The sequence below is a fragment of the Dendronalium phyllosphericum CENA369 genome, assembly GCF_016056275.1.
Taxonomy (GTDB): domain Bacteria; phylum Cyanobacteriota; class Cyanobacteriia; order Cyanobacteriales; family Nostocaceae; genus Dendronalium; species Dendronalium phyllosphericum.
Window position 1 is genome coordinate 1 of record NZ_JAECZA010000232.1, and the last position, 22,936, is coordinate 22,936.

At 41.0% G+C, this 22,936-nt stretch carries 21 protein-coding genes and 3 pseudogenes; 6 read left to right on the forward strand and 18 right to left on the reverse strand.

Translation table 11 applies throughout. The features are described from left to right. Positions 1 to 700 (forward strand): annotated as a pseudogene (locus tag I8752_RS26440) (photosystem II q(b) protein); the annotation flags it as partial. Positions 701 to 860: 160 nt separating this feature from the next. On the opposite strand, the gene I8752_RS26445 reads toward I8752_RS26440, so the two are convergent. From I8752_RS26445 to I8752_RS26455, 3 genes are all read right to left on the reverse strand, one after another. Then, positions 861 to 1,949 (reverse strand): hypothetical protein, encoded by a 1,089-nt coding sequence (locus I8752_RS26445; protein WP_214435205.1) that lies wholly within the window; start codon positions 1,947 to 1,949, stop codon positions 861 to 863. A 117-nt stretch (positions 1,950 to 2,066) separates the two neighbouring features. Then, a complete protein-coding gene (locus I8752_RS26450; RefSeq protein WP_214435206.1) occupies positions 2,067 to 2,537 on the reverse strand; it encodes a toll/interleukin-1 receptor domain-containing protein in 471 nt (156 codons plus the stop codon). A gap of 415 nt (positions 2,538 to 2,952) precedes the next feature. Next, a complete protein-coding gene (locus tag I8752_RS26455; protein ID WP_214435207.1) occupies positions 2,953 to 5,301 on the reverse strand; it encodes a sensor histidine kinase in 2,349 nt (782 codons plus the stop codon). A 354-nt stretch (positions 5,302 to 5,655) separates the two neighbouring features. Here I8752_RS26455 and I8752_RS26460 point away from each other — a divergent pair, with 354 nt between their 5' ends. Then, positions 5,656 to 6,294 (forward strand): transaldolase family protein, encoded by a 639-nt coding sequence (locus tag I8752_RS26460; RefSeq protein WP_214435208.1) that lies wholly within the window; start codon positions 5,656 to 5,658, stop codon positions 6,292 to 6,294. A gap of 38 nt (positions 6,295 to 6,332) precedes the next feature. Here the strand turns inward: I8752_RS26460 and I8752_RS26465 are convergent, their stop codons facing one another. The 6 genes and pseudogenes from I8752_RS26465 to I8752_RS26490 all read right to left on the reverse strand — a co-directional run bounded on the left by I8752_RS26465 (position 6,333) and on the right by I8752_RS26490 (position 12,239). Then, positions 6,333 to 7,145, reverse strand: coding sequence for a peptidase (locus tag I8752_RS26465; protein ID WP_214435209.1), 813 nt, complete (start codon positions 7,143 to 7,145; stop codon positions 6,333 to 6,335). Positions 7,146 to 7,167: 22 nt separating this feature from the next. Beyond that, positions 7,168 to 7,401, reverse strand: coding sequence for a preprotein translocase subunit SecG (secG, locus tag I8752_RS26470; protein WP_214435210.1), 234 nt, complete (start codon positions 7,399 to 7,401; stop codon positions 7,168 to 7,170). Positions 7,402 to 7,517: 116 nt separating this feature from the next. Next, entirely contained in the window at positions 7,518 to 9,116 is a 1,599-nt protein-coding gene (gene gpmI / locus I8752_RS26475) for a 2,3-bisphosphoglycerate-independent phosphoglycerate mutase (RefSeq protein ID WP_214435211.1), read from the reverse strand. Between the two features lie 323 nt (positions 9,117 to 9,439). After that, the gene (locus I8752_RS26480) at positions 9,440 to 11,134 is read right to left on the reverse strand and encodes an ABC-F family ATP-binding cassette domain-containing protein (RefSeq protein WP_214435275.1); all 1,695 of its coding nucleotides are present in this window, start codon (positions 11,132 to 11,134) and stop codon (positions 9,440 to 9,442) included. Positions 11,135 to 11,234: 100 nt separating this feature from the next. Further along, positions 11,235 to 11,723, reverse strand: a pseudogene (locus I8752_RS26485) (DUF2887 domain-containing protein). A 27-nt stretch (positions 11,724 to 11,750) separates the two neighbouring features. Next, positions 11,751 to 12,239, reverse strand: coding sequence for a hypothetical protein (locus I8752_RS26490; RefSeq protein WP_214435212.1), 489 nt, complete (start codon positions 12,237 to 12,239; stop codon positions 11,751 to 11,753). Positions 12,240 to 12,536: 297 nt separating this feature from the next. Between I8752_RS26490 and I8752_RS26495 the strand changes: the two genes are divergently transcribed. Both I8752_RS26495 and I8752_RS26500 read left to right on the forward strand, forming a co-directional pair. Continuing rightward, on the forward strand, positions 12,537 to 14,573 hold the full coding sequence (locus tag I8752_RS26495) for a hypothetical protein (protein WP_214435213.1): 2,037 nt from the start codon (positions 12,537 to 12,539) through the stop codon (positions 14,571 to 14,573). A 93-nt stretch (positions 14,574 to 14,666) separates the two neighbouring features. After that, positions 14,667 to 15,404: a type I restriction enzyme HsdR N-terminal domain-containing protein gene (locus I8752_RS26500; protein WP_214435214.1), complete on the forward strand. Its 738-nt coding sequence runs from the start codon at positions 14,667 to 14,669 to the stop codon at positions 15,402 to 15,404. Between the two features lie 101 nt (positions 15,405 to 15,505). Here the strand turns inward: I8752_RS26500 and I8752_RS26505 are convergent. Then, a pseudogene (locus I8752_RS26505) lies at positions 15,506 to 15,715 on the reverse strand (peptide chain release factor 1); the annotation flags it as partial. A gap of 152 nt (positions 15,716 to 15,867) precedes the next feature. Here I8752_RS26505 and I8752_RS26510 point away from each other — a divergent pair. Next, on the forward strand, positions 15,868 to 17,235 hold the full coding sequence (locus tag I8752_RS26510) for an MATE family efflux transporter (RefSeq protein ID WP_214435215.1): 1,368 nt from the start codon (positions 15,868 to 15,870) through the stop codon (positions 17,233 to 17,235). A 114-nt stretch (positions 17,236 to 17,349) separates the two neighbouring features. Here the strand turns inward: I8752_RS26510 and prfA are convergent, their stop codons facing one another. From prfA to I8752_RS26545, 7 genes are all read right to left on the reverse strand, one after another. After that, positions 17,350 to 18,450, reverse strand: a complete 1,101-nt coding sequence (gene prfA, locus I8752_RS26515) for a peptide chain release factor 1 (RefSeq protein ID WP_214435216.1) — start codon at positions 18,448 to 18,450, stop codon at positions 17,350 to 17,352. Positions 18,451 to 18,549: 99 nt separating this feature from the next. Then, a complete protein-coding gene (gene rpmE, locus I8752_RS26520) occupies positions 18,550 to 18,789 on the reverse strand; it encodes a 50S ribosomal protein L31 (RefSeq protein WP_214435217.1) in 240 nt (79 codons plus the stop codon). 172 nt (positions 18,790 to 18,961) lie between these two features. Then, positions 18,962 to 19,378 (reverse strand): 30S ribosomal protein S9, encoded by a 417-nt coding sequence (gene rpsI, locus I8752_RS26525; protein WP_096558111.1) that lies wholly within the window; start codon positions 19,376 to 19,378, stop codon positions 18,962 to 18,964. Beyond that, positions 19,378 to 19,839 carry a 50S ribosomal protein L13 gene (rplM, locus tag I8752_RS26530; RefSeq protein ID WP_214435218.1) on the reverse strand — a complete coding sequence of 154 codons (462 nt, stop codon included), beginning with the start codon at positions 19,837 to 19,839 and terminating at the stop codon, positions 19,378 to 19,380. The genes rpsI and rplM overlap by 1 nt, the downstream gene beginning before the upstream one ends. A gap of 79 nt (positions 19,840 to 19,918) precedes the next feature. Further along, positions 19,919 to 20,746 (reverse strand): tRNA pseudouridine(38-40) synthase TruA, encoded by an 828-nt coding sequence (gene truA, locus I8752_RS26535; protein WP_214435219.1) that lies wholly within the window; start codon positions 20,744 to 20,746, stop codon positions 19,919 to 19,921. A 100-nt stretch (positions 20,747 to 20,846) separates the two neighbouring features. After that, positions 20,847 to 21,197, reverse strand: coding sequence for a 50S ribosomal protein L17 (rplQ, locus tag I8752_RS26540; protein ID WP_214435220.1), 351 nt, complete (start codon positions 21,195 to 21,197; stop codon positions 20,847 to 20,849). A 34-nt stretch (positions 21,198 to 21,231) separates the two neighbouring features. Next, on the reverse strand, positions 21,232 to 22,185 hold the full coding sequence (locus I8752_RS26545) for a DNA-directed RNA polymerase subunit alpha (protein ID WP_214435221.1): 954 nt from the start codon (positions 22,183 to 22,185) through the stop codon (positions 21,232 to 21,234). An 82-nt stretch (positions 22,186 to 22,267) separates the two neighbouring features. Between I8752_RS26545 and I8752_RS26550 the strand changes: the two genes are divergently transcribed. Then, positions 22,268 to 22,450 (forward strand): hypothetical protein, encoded by a 183-nt coding sequence (locus I8752_RS26550; RefSeq protein WP_214435222.1) that lies wholly within the window; start codon positions 22,268 to 22,270, stop codon positions 22,448 to 22,450. Positions 22,451 to 22,539: 89 nt separating this feature from the next. Here the strand turns inward: I8752_RS26550 and rpsK are convergent, their stop codons facing one another. Further along, positions 22,540 to 22,935, reverse strand: coding sequence for a 30S ribosomal protein S11 (gene rpsK / locus I8752_RS26555; protein WP_096558115.1), 396 nt, complete (start codon positions 22,933 to 22,935; stop codon positions 22,540 to 22,542). Position 22,936 lies beyond the last annotated feature (1 nt).

Sequence of the window (22,936 nt, forward strand, 5' to 3'; positions counted from 1 at the left end):
ACGTGAGTGGGAACTCAGCTACCGCTTAGGAATGCGTCCTTGGATTTGCCTAGCATTCTCCGCACCCGTAGCAGCAGCCACCGCAGTATTCTTGATTTACCCTATTGGACAAGGTTCCTTCTCTGACGGTATGCCCTTGGGTATCTCCGGAACCTTCAACTTCATGATTGTTTTCCAAGCGGAACACAACATCTTAATGCACCCCTTCCACATGTTAGGTGTGGCTGGTGTCTTCGGTGGAAGCTTATTCTCTGCAATGCACGGTTCTCTAGTAACTTCTTCCTTGGTTCGTGAAACCACCGAAAGCGAATCTCAAAACTACGGTTACAAGTTCGGTCAAGAAGAAGAAACCTACAACATCGTTGCAGCACACGGTTACTTCGGTCGCTTAATCTTCCAATACGCTTCCTTCAATAACAGCCGTTCCTTGCACTTCTTCCTGGCTGCTTGGCCTGTAATCGGTATCTGGTTCACCGCTTTGGGTGTCAGCACAATGGCGTTCAACCTGAACGGTTTCAACTTCAACCAGTCTGTGATTGACTCTCAAGGTCGCGTCATCAACACTTGGGCTGACATCATCAACCGCGCTAACTTGGGTATGGAAGTAATGCACGAGCGTAACGCTCACAACTTCCCTCTGGATTTAGCTACACTTGATAGCGCTCCTGTTGCAATCAGCGCTCCTGCTATCAACGGTTAATTCTAACTCTGTCGAATAATATCAAAAGCGCTCTCATCACGAGGGCGCTTTTTTAGTGTTTATAGTAGAACTGATACAACAAAGCTAGATAACAGTCAAACTACGATCGCATTGAGTTATCAAACTTGGTAGCTAACTAAATTAGATAGTAACCTGATTCTCACTGATTACAAGTTTGATTACATTTACGAACTTGCGCCATCACTTCAACAAATGGTGAATTCTGACCAGATTTAGTCATAGATTCTACATTGAATATTGTTACCTTTTCTCCTGGTTTCAGTTTTTGAAGTAACTTCGACGAGGAATATTTTTCTTTATTCAAATCTACTTCGTATTTAACAGTTACCACTGATTGTAGTGATGGAATAATAGGAGGAGAAATTGAAGTTTCAAGTAGTGGCTCCCCATCAGTCAAGCTACCTGATCTAGTATTAACCTTACCTATCCTAATCCAGCCAGTAGAATTTCTTATTTGTGTTGAACTTATAATAGGAGAAGATTCTGATCTAGTAATTACTGATGGCTCTGATGAAAAAATTTCTGATATATTGTGTGATTGAAGAATAAAAAGCATAAATATCCCGGATAGTATAAAAATGACTTTAACAAGTATCTTATTTGACCGACGGTAGCGACGAGACCTTAATGAATTAGATAAGTTAATAAAGGAAAAAAAGCTTTTTTTTGTGAGATATATAAAAGCATTACTAATAGGTTTTACAATAGACATCATAATTTCCCACAAGTTCTGAAGAACCTTTTTGATATGGTAAATAGGATCGGTGAGTTCTTCAGCTTCTTTGCGGATACCTTCAGCAATATTTTTAAAAGCTTTATCATAAGGTTTCCATTCAGTTATAGGTCTTCCATTATCAGGCAAAACTTTGACTTTAGGAAACATGGCTTTCATCCAATAATTATCAACTGGACGAAGCTGTATAATAATAATACGGGAAATTTTTTTTGTATGTTGTTTCATAGCTTGCTTCATTAAATCTCCCCAATGATAATCCGAAGCAGTAAATTTTGAACTAATTAGAAGTAAAATTATATCAGCACTTTTTAAATTATTATCAGTCTCACTTTTCCATTCTTTTCCTGGACTGATCATGCCTCGATGCCATCCTTGAATCACACGCTCCCGTTGCAAAATACTGAGGTGTTCCTCTAGTTGTTGCCGCATCTCTTCATCCTTGGCAAAGTCTGAGCAGCAATAAAAAATTTTTACAAGCTTATTTGCAAACATTGACTTTAGTAATTATTAAGATAAATGAATCTTTGTCTTACTCTCAAAGACGATTGTTTAATTTTTTGATAAATGGATTTAATTCTAATGATGGATGCAGTTTAAGCAGTGATGTTATTATAAATTTTCTGCTAATTCTTTTGCTACTATCCGGATACCTTGAGCAATACTTAAAAATGCGTCGCTTCGATTGCCCCACTTTTTTACAGGTTTGCTGTCTTTGGGCAAAGCTTGAAGCATGGCAAACGGTGTATTCATCCAATCAACAGAGTCCAGAATTATAGGAATAACTCTGGCTTCTTGAGCTTCATGACGTTCCATTGCCCGTCTCACTTCAACATCCCAGCAATAATTTGAATAGATAAAATCTGCACTTACAAGTAGCAAAATTATTTGAGAAGAATTTAAGTTATCGTCTATCTCATTCTGCCATTCTTTTCCTGGTGTAATTCTTCGGTCATGCCATCCGGTAATAAAACCTTCTCGCTGCAAACTACTTAGGTGCTTTTCTAATTTATCTCGTAGTTTTTCATCTTCGTGGGCATAAGAATAAAACAGTTTAATAGCTTGATTAGGTTTTAAAAACATAAGTTTATTACTAAATTGCAGCAAATCTTTAATTAAATATTGACTACTCACCAACAGATTTAACTTAGCATCATCTGATCTAATCCAATTCCTGTATTCTTTATCTTAATCTTTAGCAGTGATTCACCAGTTGCTATCTATCGTTTTATTTCAGTCTATTCTTACTAGTAGGAAGTTAATGACTTTCAAGGTTGGTTACTATCCTGCTGATATCCAGCTTGAACATGAGGATTAATTTCGCAGAATGGCTTGAAGTCTTTATCAAGCTTATCTGCTATATATTGCTGTCTTTGGTTGAAGTTACAAAGGAGCATTAAGATTGCATTTAGTGTTTATAGGGGCGTTCCATGTTACTTTACCATTTTCACCGATAAAGCGATCGCACTTAATTTTCCTATGCTGGCACACCGATTTTCTATAAGTCTAAAAATGGGTTCGCTAGTGGTAAGGTAAACCAAAACTTTGCGCCGACATTCGGTTCGCTGATAACACCAATCTCTCCCCGATGAGCGGAGATAATTTGCTGACAAAGATACAAACCCAAACCAATACCTGTGGATTGCGATCGCCTACCCTTAATATAACGGTCGAATAATCGCTCGCAGATTTCTAAATCTATTCCCACACCATTATCAGCAATTGTGCAGCGCATCATCCCATTTTCTACCGTGGCATTCAAGATAAGGTGTAGCTCTGGTGGATTATGGTTGAGAGCGTTGGTAATCAGATTTTCAAATACTCGCCGCAAATGTAAAGAATCGGCAGTTACTAATGGCAGATGTACGCTAATCTGATTGCTAATTGTAGCTTGGTGTTTGGCAAGCAGTGGCTCTAGGTCTTTGATGATTGCTTGAGTAAAGGAGTTTAGTGGTAAGGGTAACTGCTGGATTGTTAATCCTTTGACATCACTAGAGTGCGCTTCTAATAGCGACTCGATGAGCTTGAGTTGGCGTTCGCTACTTTGAATCACTCGCTCCAAAATAGGAGCAGAAATTGTCACAGGTTCGCCGTTGCTGAGACTTTGGAAGTTTTTCATCACCAACAAGATACCCATAATTGGAGTTCGCAGGTCATGGGAGAAGGCGTGAAGAAACTCATCTTTGATGTTCTGCAATTCTTCGAGTTCGCTATATTTTTGTTGTAACTCTTGGGTGCGCTTCTCGACTTGCTGCTCTAATTGAGTATTGAGGCATTGCAACTCTTGATAGAGTTTAGCTTGCTGAATAGCGATCGCTACTGGGGTTGAGAATTCTTCGAGCAAATCTATTTCAAAATGTTGCCACTCACGCGGTTTGGCACACTGGTTAACAACTAGCAAACCATAGAATTGGTCATCAACCATGATGGGCACGCCAACAATCGCTCGCATTTGGAAATTGAGAAAATCCTGGGCAATCACTGGTGGTAAATCTGCCTTAGTACTCGTGTCGTTAACTACATAAATCACTCTAGGATTAAAGTAAGAATGTAGCGCTTCTTCATGAATTTTCGAGGTTAATGTCCACTCTCGGATGGAGCGATAATTAGCTGCTACTGATTCAGCGGTGACTACACTATCAGAATCACGGGTCTTAGTATTAACAATATATACTCTGTCTGCTTGCAAAAATTCTCGTACCTCCGCCACAGTTGTATTGAGAATTGTTTGTAAGTCCAAAGAAGTGCGAATTCTCTCCCCCATTCTTCTTAATAAGCGATCGCGTTTGGCGATCGCTTTTAATTTTTCTAATGTCTGATGGCGGTCGGTAATATCACGGCCAAATCCTTGTATTCCTACCACCTGACCCTTTCTCATCACCGGAGTTTCGGTAATTTCCAATACTAATAGGCGACCATCTTTGTGTAGAGCAGAAATAGCGAAAGTATCTACCGATTTTCCCATTAATAATGCTTGTGTCGCTTCAGCAGTCAGTGTTTGGGACGATTCATGTATTATCAGATGGCAGACATTACCCACTAACTCTTGCGGAGTATAGCCCAGTACGGCTTGTACTGAAGGTGAAACGTACTCAAATACATGAGCATTGTCGTAGATATAAAAAAAGACTTGTTCGCTACCTTCTACCATCAACCGAAAGCGTTCTTCACTTTCAGCAAGTTGCCTTTGAAGTTGACGTTCGTTGTAGAGGACATCTGACATTTGTCCATACATAGTACTACCCACAGCCGCCGCCATTGCAATCGAGGCTGCTTGTTCATCCTGCGACCATTGTCTTTCGCTATGGCAATCGCTAAAGCCGATGAAACCCCAGATTTGATTTTCAACGGGAATAGGTACTAATAAGATTGACTGAACTTGCAGAAATTCCAGAAATTGCTTCTGCGGTTGTGGTAGAGTACGAGCGATCGCACTCAAAGAATAACCAGCAGTCAGACGTTGATGCCATTCTTGTAAATCGAATTCACTATGGCTGAGATTTTGTAAAACTGGATTGTGATGCTGGGAGATAATATCTGAGCGAACCCATTCAAATCGGCAACTGAAGGCAAGTTCCCCATTTATGGGATGGGCATGATACTCATAAATATAAACTTGGTGTGCTGCTGTAGCTTGTCCTAGGACAGCTAAAGCTTGATTAATAGCGGTAATGCGATCGCTGTTTGTCAATAAAGCTTTTGTTGCTTGTGCCACTGCTTGTAAAAGATTGTGCCAACTGGGCAAAGATCCTGACTGTATAATAGATGCTCGGCAATCGCAATTTAGCTGAGGTAATTTTGGAGTGGCTAATTGCAAATCTGCATTCAACGTGGTTTCTCGATCCATGCCCATATTACAGATGCCAAAACTTCTACTAGAGAGCTTGTGAGAAATATCTAATCACAAGAAGATACTCGTCATCTTCATAAAGTATGAAGTTTTTCTTAATCTATTTAAGTTAATGGTGGAGAAAAAAGATATCGTCGCGGAGGATATCAAAGGCGATCACTCACCAGTACAAAGCTAGGGCATTTTCGCGTCAGATGGCAGTAGCGATCGCTTTACTCTCCTCATCGCAAAAAGTAACCGATCGGCTAAAACACATCATCCAAAAAGTCGTTTACTGCTGACAATCAACACAATTATACATACAAGTCTGTACGATCCTAGTAACACAAAATTTCAGAGGAGACTAGACAAGTGAGTATTTATCTTGACTCAGCGATCGCAGCGGAAGCCGAAGCTGCTAGAGAATTAGGTTGGGTCAAAGGCATCACTACCAACCCGACTTTGTTAGCTAAAAGCGATTTACCAATACAAACTATATTCAAGCGTCTTACAGAGTTAACTACTGGGCCAGTATTTTACCAACTGATAACTTCTGATTTTAATGAAATGGTGGCAGAAGGGCGGGCAGCTTTTGAACTGATTGGACACCAAACTGTACTGAAGATTCCAGCTTCGTTAGTAGGCTTTCAGGTAGTTGCTTGCCTTTCCCCAGAAATTCCCTGTGCAGTCACAGCAATATATAGTGCGGCTCAAGCTGCTGTGTCTCAAGAGGCGGGTGCTAAATACGCGATCGCTTACGTCAATCGGGCTACTAAACTATTGGGTGATGGAGTAGCTTTGGTGCGAGAAATGGCTAGCGTACTAGCAGGTAGCAATACAGAAATTCTGGCAGCCAGCATCAAATCTCCTCAAGAAGCAGTAGCATCTCTACAAGCCGGCGCTCATCATCTCACCCTACCTTTGGCTATGTTACAGTCTCTAACCACTCATGAACTCTCAGCGCAAACCATTGACGAGTTTGCTAAAAACGGGCGTGGCATTTTTCAGTAGAGACAAGATTAATCGCGTCTGTACAAGAGTTAGTAATTTTATCTCCTCTGCTTCCCCTGCTCCCCCTGCTCCCCCTGCTTATCTCCCAAAGACCACCCCAAACTAGTCGGTTGTTCATAAACCCGCTTCAAGGTATTCACATCTCTAGGAGAAATAGGCAGTGGGTTGCGAATTTGAGAAAAGTATAGGGCATCAGTTTGTAGCGGACTATGCCCCCAAATCCCCAAGGCGTGACCGAGTTCGTGACGAGCTGCTGCAATCAGATAATTTCCAGTTTGGCTAGGACTTAGTAGGATGGTGAAGCGGTGCAACAAAACATTGTTGCTGGTGTATAACTCGTAAGTGGTTTGTGCAGAACGCGCGCGCGGAATCTTGTTATTAGGCGACATCTGAAGAGGAGGTGCTTTTCGCAAAATGCTGATATCAGCTACCTCTGGGTTTGCGACTGCTGTCAAAGGTAAATAAGCACTCCATTCCTGCACAGCCTGTAAAACACTATTAACCCATGCTTGAGCTTGTTTGTCACTGATTGCTTTTGGCGGTTCTACGTAAACTCGCACGGGAAATTGTGACCAGACTAAATAACCCACTTGGGTTTGTTGGACTTGGGAAAAGTAGTCACCACTGTTTGTATTGTCTTGCCATTGCGCTAATGTCGGCGGGAGGGGATGGGATTTTAGGGCAATTATTAATTCTGAATTATGTTTTGGTGTTGCCAATACACCACTAAATTGAATGTTAGACAAAATGACAAGCAGCCCTGTACTTATAGCTAATACCAGAGCTGCTAATAATCGAGATTTAATTAAATTTTTCAGGGTATTAAATTTTGGGTATTGGGTTCTTCCCATTTCCCGATTTTCCATCCTTGTTTTATTTAGGTAGCCAACCTGCGCTTAAAACTACTGTTAAACCGAGAAAAATAACTGTTAATGCCCAAGTAACTCGGTTCAAGGTATTTTCTGCGCTTTTGGTGCTGCTAAAAAGTTGAGCTTGTCCGCCAATAGCTCCAATACCATCTCCTTTGGGGCTATGCAACAATACTAAAACAATCAAACCAATTGCAGAAAATGCCCAAATGCCTTGCACAATACTAGTAACTGTCATGGTAGCAATCTCATTTATAAGAAGTTTCAAAAAGAGGAGTTAGGAATTGGTAGGGACGAACGGCCGTTCGCCCTACAGGAATTAGGAGTTAAAAAATTTCCCCTAACTCCATTTATTTACAGTCCCACTTGCACGGGAGTACGAGTGAGTTGCACATCGTATTCTGCTTGTTTGAGCAGCGATCGCCCTGTCATTTCTGGAGGCTGAGGTAATTGTAAAATCTCTAGAATTGTCGGAGCAATGTCGGCTAGCTTGCCATCGTCTCGCAGTTCGACATTTGTACCGTATCCAGGAATTTTAACTTTCTCTCCTTCCACCAATATTAAAGGAACTGGGTTGGTGGTGTGAGCCGTCCAGGGATTACCCTCCTCATCTAGCATATACTCAGCGTTGCCGTGATCGGCAGTAATAATTGTTGTGCCGCCGGCTTTCACAATGCTCTCAACAAGGCGACCTAAACAGCGATCCACCGTTTCAATGGCTGTCACCGTAGCTGCTATTTGTCCTGTATGCCCTACCATGTCTGGGTTAGCATAGTTAATCACCACTAGAGAGTAGATGCCTTTTTGAATTGCTGCGATCGCAACATCTGTAACTGCTTCTGCTGACATGGTTGGGGCCTTGTCGTAAGTCGCTACCATGGGACTGCTGACAAGTTCCCGATCTTCTCCAGCAAAAGGTTCTTCTAGTCCCCCGTTAAAGAAGTAGGTGACGTGGGCGTATTTTTCTGTTTCGGCGGTACGAAACTGCTTCAGACCGCGATTAGCAATTACTTCTCCCAGAATATTATTTAAATTCTGTGGCGCAAAAGCTACATCAACTGGTAAATCTGGATCGTACTGGGTAAAGGTGACAAAAGACAGCGGCGCGATTTGCTGTCTTTCAAAACCTGTAAATTTGTCGCTGACAAAAGCTTGAGTCAATTGTCTGGCGCGATCGGGGCGGAAGTTGAAAAATATTACTCCATCTCCTGGTTCTACTGCACCAGGCGCAATTCGCACTGGGTCGATGAATTCGTCTGTCACTCCTTCGGCGTAAGATGCTTGCAAGACTTCCACAGCCTTGCGGCCATTACCCATACCATCTTGTGTCATTACGTCGTAGGCGCGTTTGACTCGATCCCAACGGCGATCGCGATCCATGGCGTAGTAGCGACCGCTGAGAGTGACTATGCGCCCAACTCCTGTACGGTCGATGTAGTTTTGCAGTTGCGCGATCGCTTTGATCCCCTCTGTAGGGGCGGTATCGCGACCGTCAGTAATCGCATGGATACAAACTTCCGAAATTCGCTCTTTCCTGGTTAAGTCAATTAGTCCGAATAGATGGCTGAGATGCGAGTGCACCCCTCCCTCAGAACAAAGCCCTACTAGGTGTAACTTGCCATTACGAGAGCGAACTGACTGGCAAATTTTCACAAGTGCTGGGTTAGTGAGAATAGAACCGTCTTCAACTGCATCTGAGATGCGGACTAATTCTTGGGGAACCACTCGCCCAGCACCAATATTCAAATGACCAACTTCCGAGTTGCCCATTTGACCCTCTGGCAACCCTACGGCTTTTCCTGATGTGCGGATGAGTGTATGCGGGTAAGCTGTCCATAAGCTTTCCACAATTGGAGTTTGAGCAGCAGCAATCGCATTTCCTCGTGTCTCCTTGCAGTAGCCCCATCCGTCTAAAATGACTAGCACCACAGGAGCAACAGGTGCTTTGGTCATAGTAAAATTGCCCTTTACTTTTTGTAATACCCGAATGATACCATTGCTAATCCCAGGTGCAAGTGAATTTCTGCTTATTAACTTCTTTTATGAATTAGTAACAGTGTTTTTTAAAATTCTCTAACTATTGTGTGGATTTTGTGATATTTGAATCAGAACTCAGAATTCAGAATTAATGAGTAGCGGAGCTAAAATTCTCCACTGAATAGAAGACCAAACTCACACTTTGCATAGCATTTTGCAGGCTAGATTGGGTGGGGGCTTAAACCCCCTAACATTATCGTCACTCGTACTGAATTCTGACTCCTGAATTCTGTTGTATATTACTTGCGTTTCCCCGAAGATTTAGCAGCTTTGGCAGCTTTTTTTGCAGCCTTTTCGGCAGCTATTGCAGCTAACCTTGCTTGTTCTTTTTCCTCGGCAATTTTCTGAAGGTAGTAATGATAATCTCCTAAGTAGACGCGGAATTCACCGTCGCGAATTTCGACAATTTTGTTGGCTACCTGAGAGATAAAATAGCGATCGTGGGAAACAACAATGGCAGTGCCTTCGTAATTTTGCAGCGCTTCTTCCAGCATTTCTTTGGCTGGAATATCAAGATGGTTTGTCGGTTCATCTAATATCAGTAAATTAGCTGGGCGTAAAAGCATTTTTGCCAATGCCAAACGAGCTTTTTCCCCTCCACTCAATGCCCCAACAGGTTTGAATACCGTGTCACCAGTGAATAAAAACCGTCCTAAAAGTGTCCTGACTTCTTCATTTTTCCAATCAGGAACTTCATCATGGATAGTTTCCATGACGGTTTTCTTCAAGTCCAAAGCTTCTGCCTGATTTTGTTCAAAGTAACCGGGGATCACGTTGTGATCGCCTAACTTTATGCTGCCTTCGGTAGGTGTTTCCATCCCCATAATCACGCGTAAAAGCGTAGATTTTCCTGCACCGTTGGGGCCAAGAAAAGCAATGCGATCGCCTCTTTCAATCAAAAGATTTGTTCCTAAAAACAAAATCTTATCGTCATAGATATGAGTTAAATCTTTAATATCCACTACCTCTCGTCCGCTACGGGGTGCAGGCGGAAAGCGGAAGTGTAAAGTTCTGACGCTACCAGTGGGTGCTTCGATGCGTTCAACTTTGTCTAATTGTTTTTCCCGGCTTTTTGCCTGGGTGCTGCGAGTCGCACTGGCGCGAAATCTATCTACAAAAGCTTGCTGTTTTTCTAGTTCTTTCTGCTGGCGTTCGTAAGCATTCAATTGTGCTGACTGATTTTCGGCTTTTTGTTCCAGGTATGCCGAGTAGTTACCCAGGTAGCTGGCTGAAACTCCGCGTTCGGTTTCTACAATTTGGGTGCAGAGGCGGTCAAGAAATTCTCGGTCATGGGAGACAATTACCATCGGGGTAGTTAGCCCTTTAAGATAATTTTCTAACCACTCGATAGTTTCTAAGTCTATGTGGTTAGTCGGTTCGTCCAGTAGTAATAAGTCGGGTTTTTGCAGCAGGATTTTCCCCAAACTCATCCGCATTTGCCAACCGCCGCTGAAAGCACTCACAAGGCGATCGCCATCTTCTGGCTCAAACCCCATTTCTGGTAAAATTTTCCCGATACGTGCCTCTAAGCCGTAACCATCTAAAGCTTCAAACTGGCGCTGTAAGCGATCCAATTTATTAATTAATTTATCTAGTTCCTCTGGGTTAGCCTTTTCCATATCTCGCTGTACCTGCGCTAGAGATAGCTGCACGGAGTTAGCTTCTTTAAAGACTGTCCAAAATTCTTCTCTAACGGTACGACTGGGGTCTACTTCAAACTCTTGGTTGAGGTAAGCTATGTGCAAACTAGCAGGACGGATAATTTCGCCTGCGGTGGGTTCAATTTCCCCAGTGATGATTTTCAGTTGGGTAGATTTTCCCGCACCGTTGACACCGACTAAGCCAATGCGATCGCCTGGTTTGACTTCCCAGTTGATATCTTTGAGAACCTCGCCTGTGGGATAAATTTTACTGATATGTTCGAGTCGCAGCATCAAGTTTCTCTCAGGTAGGGAGTAGGTAGTTGAGGACGAAGTACTAACAACGCTTCCAATATTAACAAAAATTAACTCAACATTCTTGTTTTCTGCGCTATTATTCACCTTCCCTGGAAGATTGCTGTTGTGCAGCCTGTTGTACTTCTTCTATGCTCAAATCTAAAGCCTCAGCTATCTGCTTTACACTCAATCCCGCTGCCAACATTGGTATCACTGCTTTTAATTTGCCACTGCGCTCACCTTCTTGAAAAACGTCCTGAAAATATCTAGTATTTCTTAATTCACTAAGACTAAACATTTCTTCCAACTCCTCCCTACTAATTGTGGGCAATTTGTACAACAGGATAGTCTCTATTAAAGTCGTGAGTAAATTTTTTCATCTGCTTGAAACTGCACTTCAACAAAATAGATTGGCCGATCGCTTTCAATAGGAACAAACACACCATCAATCCTGAATGATGTTTGTTTTACTTCAACTGAGGAAAATTGATAGATGTTTACCAAATCAGGAGAATCGCCAATCAGCTCAAACAAAGATATCTGGAAAATCTTGAAATAGACGATAAAAAATACTATCGGTTTTCACGATGTCGGAGAAAATTTTAATTGCTAACTATACATCCTCTGAACCATCTCTTACTTCTAACAATCTTTCTTTTGTAATTCCTAATATACGTACAAGTGGCATTAATAAACTATCATCTACCGTTTCCCCAGCATAAATATTATTTAGTTCGGTGGGAGATAATTTAAAGGTATCGCAGAATTTAATAAATTCTTGATTACTCAGATCGAGTTCCTTTTGTCTCTCATTAAGTAGCAAAGCGATCGCTCTAGTTCCATACTTTGGACGTTCGCTAATTTGTATATATTTTTGGATTAAATAATTAACTTTACTAGGATCGTTGCCAGTTTTTATAAGTAAATCGGTACAAGCTTTTTTAAGTGCTTTTTTTAAAATTTCATCCTCATTTAAAAACTTAATAATTCCACTTGCGTATTCTTGCTTAAAAAATCCCACCAAATTACCTTTATGGTATATCGGCACGTAAGCAACATTTGATTCGAGTTGCCAACTCAAGGGTTCATTGCGTAGTGACATAGCTGCACACCTTTAAAATTCTGATTTTCACAATTTTAAAACTATTTATTTCTAACTGCCAGTATTTCTACTTTATTGAGACATCTAAAAAGCATTTTTAAGTTAAGGTACATTTATTATGTTGCTACCATAACTCCGAACTCAGCCCAATTAGTGACATCTTGCTCATTACCAAGCAGTAGAAGGACTATCAAAGACGTATTTGTTTGTTGGTTTATAAGGCTTTTGTTAGATATGCAACCATAATGGGCATACTGTAAATATCAAGTAAGTAAACATCTAAACAAGGTAAACAGTATGTTGACAATAACGTGGCAAGAAGAAATTGCATCATTAAAACAAAATTTGACAAATGAAATAAATAAAATATCACGTAACTCAGAATTCAATATACCTAATTATATTTGCATAAATAACCTAAAAGCCAAGTTAGAACGATTAGATGAAATAGAAAAAATTCTTAGTATAGAAAAATATAAAATTGCTTTTATAGGTACTATTGGTCAAGGAAAGACGACAGCTATTTGTCATCTGTTTAACTTAATAAGCGAATTCAAAGTTTCCAAGACTATTGCCAGTAAGACTAAAGATGTCGTGGAAACTAAAGAGTTACTATCAACGGGAGCAGGTAAAACTACTATATGTGAAGTAATTATCAAAGCTGGAGAAAAAACTTACATAGAGATAGAGCCTTATCCAGTTGATGAGATGGAAAATCTTATTTTTGAATTCTGCGATTACATTGCAGATAAAGACAAAGACAATACTCAACTAGATCAGAAGATAATTATTTCTAAAGAACTTGAAAGAGCAATTAGAAATGTTGTAGATATGAAATTACGATACAAAACAATTTCTGATGGTGACAAAAAGAAAAATGAAATAATTGATACCGCTAAAGAAGAATTTGATAAAGTAGGATTAGATGGATTTAAAAAACTTGCGTTAAATAATGCAAAACTTGAATCTAGAACTACAAATAAAATTGAATTTGATAATCAAAATAATGAGCAAGCATGGATAAAAAACACTTTTGCTGCAATTAATAATGTTGAGTTCAAAGAGTTCGCTATTCCTAGAAAAATATATCTTTATGTGAGCTATGATGTTTTATCTGGTTCAAACTTGTCTCAGTTCGATTCAATCATTGATACCAAAGGACTTGATGTAAATCCAATTCGTAAAGACTTGCAGAAATATATTGAAAATCAGGATACCATCTGTCTGTTTGTAACTCCGTTCAATGATGCTCCTGAAGCTAATATTAGGACATTAATAGGTTATCATCTTACTTCCAAATCTAAAGACTTTCATCACAGATTCGTAACTTTGGTATTACCCAAAAAAAATGAGCCTGAGAAAGTTCATGAATGTGATGGTAATTATGATATAGGAATTCAAGTTAGAAAAGAAGAAATCCAAGATACATTCAAGAAATTGAACTTAGATTTTTTCTTGGAAAATATCTTGTTTTATGATGCTTTGAGATACTATCGTGATGATATAGTCAAGCTAAATGAAATCTACGAAAAAGAAGATATACAAGCAGATAAAAATCAATTTCTCCAAGCCATAACCGATGTAATAGAACGTAGACGAAATATTTTATTAGAAGAAATCAAGGATATCAAAGAAAGTTTCACAAAAATAAAAAATGGTGATGCTTTGACAGAAGCAGAAATTAAGGCAATTGAAAATGCTATTCATAAAATAAAAGATTTGCGCTATTTGAATAAAAGAGTACAAAGTTTTCTTTATCAAGACAAAGGCCAAGATAAAGGTTTTGTTACTAAATATGTTGAATACTATCGTACTGTTTATAAAGCTTGGAATACCAAACACGCTATCCATAGAAACTTTGGTTACTATGAACCAAGGAATATAGACATATATTACGACATGAGAGTAATTGCTGAGGGGCTAAATGAAGATGAAATGTTAAAGAAGTTTACCAAAGAACCAAAACGAGAATTGGAATGTATTTTAAATGATCTTACATCTATAAATGAGTCTTTAAAAACGCTTATTCCTGAATTATTTATACAATTTAACTCCTTTTATGACAATTTTATAAGTGAAGTAGGTGTAGAAATTCAATATGAAGCTATCAGAAAACTATCACCTCAAAGCGAAGATTCTGAGTTTTGGAAGGCTCTAATTAATGAAAAAGGTAAGGTACAACTTCCAGGTGAAAACTATACAGGTAATGTATGTCTAACATTTAAGAACGAATTAGAAAGTGAGCAAAGCTTAAATACATTTTTAGAGATTAAAGCAGGGCAGTATTGGGCAGAATTAGTTACTAAAATATTAAGTTTTTTCGGAGAAGAATAAGTATAAAGCAATTGAAAATTGCATGATAAATATAATGAGACGCAACCAAATTGCGTCTCAAAAAGTCAATTGTTAACTAAAATAACCTTAATTATGACTAGCTTAAATGAGGAAATATTTAAAAAACTAAATATATATAATAGGAATTATGCAGAATATACAAAGTGTTTGATTAGAGGCAGAGAAATTGTTATTGATGGAAGGCCAGAAGAAAAAGTTAGACAACTGTTTATCTATTTCTTAGTAAATGAAAGTGAGTTATTTCCAAATGAAATTATTATTAAAGTTGAATCCAACAATCACGACATAGAATTATACAGATCTGTCAAAAATGAATATTTTAAACCATATCAACCACCAGTGATGATTGTGGAAGTGAAGCGAGAAGAAGAAAACTTACAGAATCACGAGAAACAGATTCAAAGATACCTCAAAAAATCTTGTTCAAAGATTGGTATTTTATATAATTATCATCAAATTATTGCATATACAAAGAAAGATAAAGATTTTATGAGTCTTCATCTCAATAGTTTGAGAGATATACCACCATTAATCTTACAAAGCTCTAATAAACTAGAGAAGGATACACTAGAATTTGAAAAAGCTGTAAGTGGAAATTTTGATAGCTTTGTATATCTAATTAACAAGTATGGAAAATATAAACTGAACACAATAATTTTTAAACTTAAAGGCGAAGAATTACCTATATTCGGCTCCTTCTTTGAATTTCAAGATAACAAAGTCTACTATGTTAAAGATACTAAAAAGCAACCAAGCTTTAATTTCCAAGATTTTGAAAAGCTAGTTTTCATAACATATGGACAAATGTAATGCGTCCCAAATAATAAATAGTCCATATTGCAATAGAAAACCGCCTGTTTGTATTCAAAGTAACAACACAAGCGGTTTTCCACATTATTCAATACTAAATATTAGTTCATCGCAACAGAAGCTGCTAATTCTGCCAAACGTTCCTGCTGATCTTGAGATATACAAGATTGAATAACCGTCTCCAAATCACCTTCCAGAACGGGGTTTAGAGAAAAGTTTTGACCTAAGCGGTGGTCAGTCGCGCGGTTATCTTTATAATTGTAGGTGCGAATTTTTTCCGATCGCAACCCCGTAACAATTTGCGATCGCCTTTATTGACGTTTGTCCAGCAGTAATCTCAAAACGACAGCGATCGCTATCAGTCTTTATACAAATTAAATATGTTCGATCGTGAAAATATCTTAATATATCTTAATGTACGTAAGTATTACTTTTTTAGCAGCTTCCTTAATTTTGCGTTGGAATGGAGTTAACTTCAAAAAATTTTAAGTCAGATTTGATATTAGAAGTCCAAGCCTGCCTGCAATTAGCAGTTCCTTTGGTCATTTCTCAAATATTGGAAGCAGGCATTCCTTTATTGGATGGAGTGATGATGGGCTTACTTAATAGTCAAGCTTTAGCTGCTGGTGCTTTAGGTGCAGTAACCTTTTCAACCCTAGCTTCCGTTTGTCGTTCTACTCTTTCAGCTGTAGGTGCAAGCGTCGCAAATGCTTTTGGTGCAGGAAAAATAGACCAAGTTAGTCGTGCCACAGGTCAGGGAATCTGGTTAGCGATTCTCATGTCCATACCCGTAATGTTTCTCATTTGGCACTTTGACTCTATTTTGCTACTTAGTGGTCAAGAAGAAAGCAATGTTTTACTGGCTAAAACATATTTGCATTCTATTATTTGGGGTTTTCCTGCTGCACTTGGCTTCTGTATCTTAAAAGAAGTTAGCTCTGCCCTCAATCGCCCTCAATTCTTAACAGTAATTACAGTGGCTGGATTGTTAATCAATACAGCTGCTAATTACGTACTTATGTTCGGTAAATTTGGTTTACCGGCTCTTGGTTTAGCTGGTATAGGTTGGGCTAGCACAATCGTTTTCTGGCTGAATTTCATCGCCGCCGCTGGATGGATTTGTTTTGATAAGCACTTTAAAGATTTTCAACTTGGTTGCGCTCTACATCAGTTCGATAAAGATATGTTTGTTGATATCTTCCAAACTGGGTGGTGCTTGGGTTTACAGTATGGGGCGGAAATTGGAGTATTCACTGCCATTGCATTACTGATTGGGTGGTTTGGCACAGAGACATTAGCAGCTCATGAAATTGCTGTCGAGACAGAAAGTTTTTTCGAGACGATATCTATAGGTATTTCTTATGCCATCACAATGAGAGTGGGACAACTGAGAGGACAAAACGATCTTAGGGGTGCTTTTAGAGCAGGATTGGTGGGAATTGCTCTTATTGTTCCTTTTGCGAGCATCGTGGTATTAATTTTTTGGCTATTTCCCAACTCTATTGTGGCAATGTTCTTAGATACAAGTAATTTAAATAATCTTGAGATACTGAAAACGGCTATTTTTTTTCTAGAGATGGCGGCAATAGCTCAGTTTTTCTATTCTATTCAAGCTATTGCTGCTGGTGCTTTGATCGGGTTGAAAGATACCAAAGTGCCAATGGCGATCGCTATGTTTGCTTACTGGGGAGTTGGTCTAGGTGGAGGCTATTTGATGGCAGTAACTTTAGGTTGGGGCGCTATCGGTTTATGGATGGGTTTAGTACTAGGGCTGCTCGTAAGTGCAGTGCTTTTGACTTGGCGTTTCTATCTTCTGACTTGCGATATTTAAAAAAAGGGACTTTTTGCGCTTTCCCGACTTCTGCAAGAAGTATATTGCATAAAAAAACCGCCTGTGTAAGCAACAGCACAACAAGCGGTTTTCCAGATTCTTTGATACAGACGATTAGCTAGCAACACCAGAAGCGGCTAACTCTGCCAAACGTTCCTGCTGATCTTGAGAGATACAAGATTGAATAACCGTCTCCAAATCACCTTCTAGAACAGGGTTCAGAGAAAAGTTTTGACCTAAACGGTGGTCGGTCGCGCGGTTATCTTTATAATTGTAGGTACGAATTTTTTCCGATCGCGATCCCGTACCAACTTGCGATCGCCGCATGGAAGTTACAGCTTCTTGTTGTTCGCGTAACTTCATCTCATACAACTTCGCCCGCAAAATTTGCATCGCCCGTTCTTTGTTTTGCAACTGGCTGCGTTCTTCGGTACAGAAAATTCTGATTCCTGTCGGTTTGTGCATCAAGTCAACGGCAGTTTCTACCTTGTTGACGTTTTGTCCGCCAGCACCACCAGAACGCGCTGTGGTCATTTCAATATCTTTAGGGTCAATGTGTATTTCCACATCATCCACTTCTGGCATGATAGCTACAGTGGCTGTCGAGGTGTGGACTCGTCCCCCAGCTTCGGTAGTCGGCACGCGCTGCACGCGATGCACTCCCGCTTCAAACTTTAACTGGCTGTAAACGTCATCACCTTTAATTTCTAGAATCACCTCTTTCCAGCCACCCATTTCTCCCAGAGATTCGCTCACTAGAGAAACTTTCCAACCTTGTGTCTGGGCATAGCGGGTGTACATCCGCATCAAATCGCCAGCCCAAATACTTGCTTCATCGCCACCAGTGCCAGCACGAATTTCCAACATGATATTCTTTTCATCATTGGGGTCGCGTGGTAACAGTAAGACTTTCAAGCGAGTCTCTAAATATTCTATTTTTTCTTCTAGTTCCTTTACTTCCAGTGCTGCCATTTCTTGCAACTCTGGGTCACTCGCAGATTCTTTGTAAACCTGACGCGCTCCGATCAAGTCTTCTTGAGCTGTTTTCCAAGTTTCATAGGTATTAACTACCTCTTCCAAAGAAGAACGAGACTTAGCAATTTGTTGATACTCATCAGGGTTGCTAGCGGTATCGGGGTCGCCAAGACGACGTGTTAATTCATTAAAGGTTTGTTCAACGGATTTTAGTTTATCCAGTAAGTATGATTCAGCCATGACGAGTGCGATCGCTCCTTAAAATAACAAATTGGCTCGGCAAAAAATGACAATCGACCCAGCTGATGCGGGGTCGTCGTTAACAGCAGAGCCAACCCGCTACTTTTTCTTTTTGCCGCCAGAGCTTTGTTCGCCCGACATACCGTATTTGCGAAGGAAGCGCTCTACTCGACCTTCAGTATCAATAATCTTCTGAGTACCAGTGTAAAAAGGATGGTTTCCAGACCAAACATCTACGTGTAATTCTGGTTTAGTAGAACCAACAGTCATCACAACTTGACCGTTGCAATATACTTTCGCGTCTGGATACCACTTGGGATGAATATCAGATTTAGCCATTGTTCCTTTTGTGGTGAATCTATATAAATTATAACTTTCAAGTCTCAAATGGGATTAGGGACTGGGGACTACGTAAGAAGAGGAAAGTTTAAATCGATAATTCTTCCCAATCCCCAATCCCCGATTCCCATTGCCCCTAATCCCCAGAGGGGACCCCGAGTTCCCCAATAGCCTATCGCTTCGAGTACTGAGGTGCTTTGCGGGCTTTGTGCAAACCATATTTTTTCCGTTCTTTTGCCCGTGGATCGCGAGTTAAATAACCTTCAGTTTTTAAAGGTGGGCGATTGTCTGGGTCTAGTTGACATAAAGCACGCGCAACTCCCAAACGAACAGAGTCAGCTTGTCCGGTCAAGCCACCGCCTTCTGCTTTTACTAAAATGTCATACTCGTTTTCTAGTCCGAGAGTTTCTAAAGGCGCTTTAATAACTCCCAGGTAATTGGCATTGAACTGGAAGTACAAATCTCCAGGCTTACCATTCACAATCAGTTGACCGCTACCGGGAACCAAGCGTACCCGTGCTACTGCGGACTTACGACGACCAGTACCCCAGTACACGGCGCGACCGCTATTGCTTTCTGCTACTACCATTAATTTTCTACTCCAGGAATTGTATTAAGTATTAATTCTTTGGGTTTTTGCGCTGTGTGGGGATGAGTCGGCCCTGCGTAAACTTTCAATTTTGTAAACAAGTGTTTACCCAAGCTATTTTTAGGTAGCATACCTTTAACAGCATGTTCGACAATCCGTTCTGGTAAACGTTGTTGCAATTTGGCAAAGGTTTCTGTCTTCATCCCACCGGGACGACCAGAATGGCGGTGGTAGACTTTCTGAGTACGCTTTTTACCAGTGACTGCGACTTTTTCAGCGTTGACGACAATTACGAAGTCACCTGTATCTAAGTGAGGAGTATATTCAGCTTTCTTTTTGCCTCTCAAGATTTGGGCGACTTCACTGGCGAGGCGACCGAGGCGTTGGTCAGTAGCATCTACTACGTACCACTCACGCTCAAGGGATTCTTGAGGAGGAAGGTATGTTTTACTTGTTGTCATTTGTTAGTTGTCAGTTGTTAGTTGTTAATTGTTAGTTGTCAGTTGTTAGTTGTCAGTTCTAATAACGACTGACTACTGACTACTGACTAATAACTAGCTTTGGCAGGGTGTCGTACCAAATCTCGCTCTTGAAGGGAAAATCTGGATATCCGACTCGTAACAGGCATAAGCCTTGCGGAGGTGCGGCGTGTTTCACTTCTTCTCGGCGTTGTTCTTTCCAGAGTTCGGTGAAGCTAGCCAGCGTCCGCTGTCCGGAGCCGACTTGCGCCAGCATTCCTACCAAAAGGCGTACCATACCATATAAAAATCCATCTGCCTGTATTTCAATATGGATAAATGGCCCGCTGCGAAGACATTCCGCTGCTTGCACCTCAACCCAGGAATGCGATCGCTTTGAGCCTGCACGGTGAAAAGCAGCTAAATGATGCTTTCCCAAAAGAGGTTTCAGGGCAGCTTGGATTAAGGATTCATCCAGAGGTGCATAATAATAATGCCAACTGAAGGGTTTCACGAACAAGTTCGGTCGATCTTCAGTGTATATTGTGTAGCGATACCGTCGATAAGCTGCACTAAAGCGAGCGTGCCAACGATTATCTACACTAGCTGAAGCTCTTACTAATATATCTGGGGGCAGATAGCTGTTCAGAACTGTGGCCCACTTGTGAGCCGGAATCAAACCTGTAGCTTCAAAATGGGCGACTTGAGCGGCAGCATGAACTCCAGCATCAGTACGCCCAGCACCATGCAGTGTTACATGATGTCCAAGAATTTTAGCGATCGCTATTTCAATCTCTTCTTGAACTGTACGATGTTTCTTCTGCCGTTGCCAGCCATGAAAATGAGTGCCCAAGTATTGAATTACCAGGGCCACTCGCTGAGTTGGTGTAGGCTGGTGGCTATCTAACATAGAATTAACTCTAGGCTGAGGTCGGAAGTATCGAGTTATGAAGTCTCAAACAACTGAGCCATATTACCCTTCTGCTTCTGCTTCTGCCTTCTGCCTTCTTCTAAACCAGTTCAATAATTGCCATCTCAGCATTATCTCCCCGACGAGGTACGGTGTGGAGAATCCGGGTATAACCACCTTGGCGGTTAGCGTACCGAGTCGGCGCTTGCTCAAACAAAGCATGAACCAGTTGTTTGTCGTAGATGTAACCAAGAGCCGCCCGACGTGATTCTAAGGAGCCGTCTTTAGCTAAGGTAATCATTTTATCTACTTCGCTTCGCAGTACTTTAGCTCTAACTAAAGTAGTGGTAATCCGACCATGACGGATCAGTTCAGTAGTCAGCGCCCGCAACAGAGCGCGGCGCTGATCGGCTGGTTTACTGAGTTTTTTGACTCGATTGCGGTGACGCATAAGAATGCACTATGTTATGATTAACGGTTTTAGCTTAACTGTGTTTAGACCCTCTTTCTTGTGGCAGGGTAATGCCTAAGCGTCGCTGTAAAGCTTCAACAACTTCTTCTGCTGACTTCTGACCAAAGTTTTTAATTTCTAACAGGTCTTCTTGGGTATAATCCAATAAGTCGGCCACAGAGTTAACTTGCGCTCGCTTGAGACAGTTATACGCCCGTACAGAAAGTTGCAACTCTTCGATAGGAATTTGAGCAGTGGGGTCGTCCGGAATTTCTGAGTCTGGGCCGGGTTGGTCGAGGGAGATATCTTTTAGGGGGTTGAATAACTCTACCAAGATCCCAGCGGCTGAGGATAGTGCTTCTTGAGGCGAGACACTACCATTTGTCCAAACTTCCAATAAAAGTCGATCTTTTGTAATAGAGCTAGAGCCATCTCCACGGGCTTCCTCGACACTATAGTTAACTTTCCGCACTGGCATAAATACCGAGTCGATTTGCAGAAAATCCAAAGATGTCGCTTCCTCACGCCCGCGCTCTACGGTACGATACCCTTTGCCTTTCTCGATCCGAAATTCCATTTCCAGTTTGCCGCCCTCTGCTAAGGTGGCTACATACTGGGTGGGATCGATGACTTCTACTTCACTGGGTAAATCAAAATGAGCCACAGTGACTGTAGCAGGCCCGTTTACGAGCAATCTACCAATCTGGGGTTGCGATGAATAGCTTTTGAGGATTACTTCCTTCATTTTCATGAGGATTTCCAACACGTCTTCGCGCACGCCCGGAACTGTCGCAAACTCGTGTGTAACGCCTGCAATCCGCACTGCTGTAACTGCTGTCCCCTCTAGATTGGACAGTAAAACCCGCCGCAGCGCGTTGCCAACTGTTGTTCCTTGACCGCGCTCTAGAGGTTCCAGAACAAATTTACTATAATGGCTTCGACTTTCCTCTGTATTAGACTCTACACATTCAATTTGAAACTGCGCCACGGAGTAGCCTCCCTTGTGTTAAGGTGCTGCTAGCAGGCAAATCAATTGCCTCTCGAAATTTAATTTACTTTATTGCCTTGAGATGCCTTTAGGTGTATCAAATTGCCAATATACGATCGGCGTGTTTGATATTCCTAATTTAGGTCTCCAAGCGATTGTCATTTTGGGTTATCCAAAGTTGAGCAGCCCTCCTAAGTTAGGAAGAGCTGATTTGCTTGCGATCGCCCAATCTGTGCTTCATTTGTTTCGCACTCACCCTGCTTGACAGTTTGTATGCCAAACGCTCAAGCAACCATTTCAGGTGACTTTTCTTGGCTCAAACTTTTCGCCTACATACCGCCTCACAGGTTGTATTTAAACTCGGCGACGCTTGGGAGGACGGCAACCATTGTGAGGAATGGGGGTAATATCCCGAATCAGTGTAATTTCCAGTCCTGCTCCTTGGAGTGCCCGAATAGCAGTTTCTCTACCTGCTCCCGGCCCGCTGACCATCACCTCAATTTGCCGCATCCCTTGATCTATAGCTCGACGTGCTGCACTTTCAGCAGCGGTTTGGGCTGCAAAGGGAGTTCCCTTTTTTGCACCTTTAAAACCGCTAGAACCAGCACTGGCCCAAGAGATGACATCTCCGTTTTGATCGGTAATGGTGACAATGCTATTGTTGAAAGTAGACTGGATGTAGGCCATTCCGTTGGGAACGTTCCGCTTCTGTTTTTTACTCCCAGTTTTTTTAGTTGGTTGTCTTGCCATG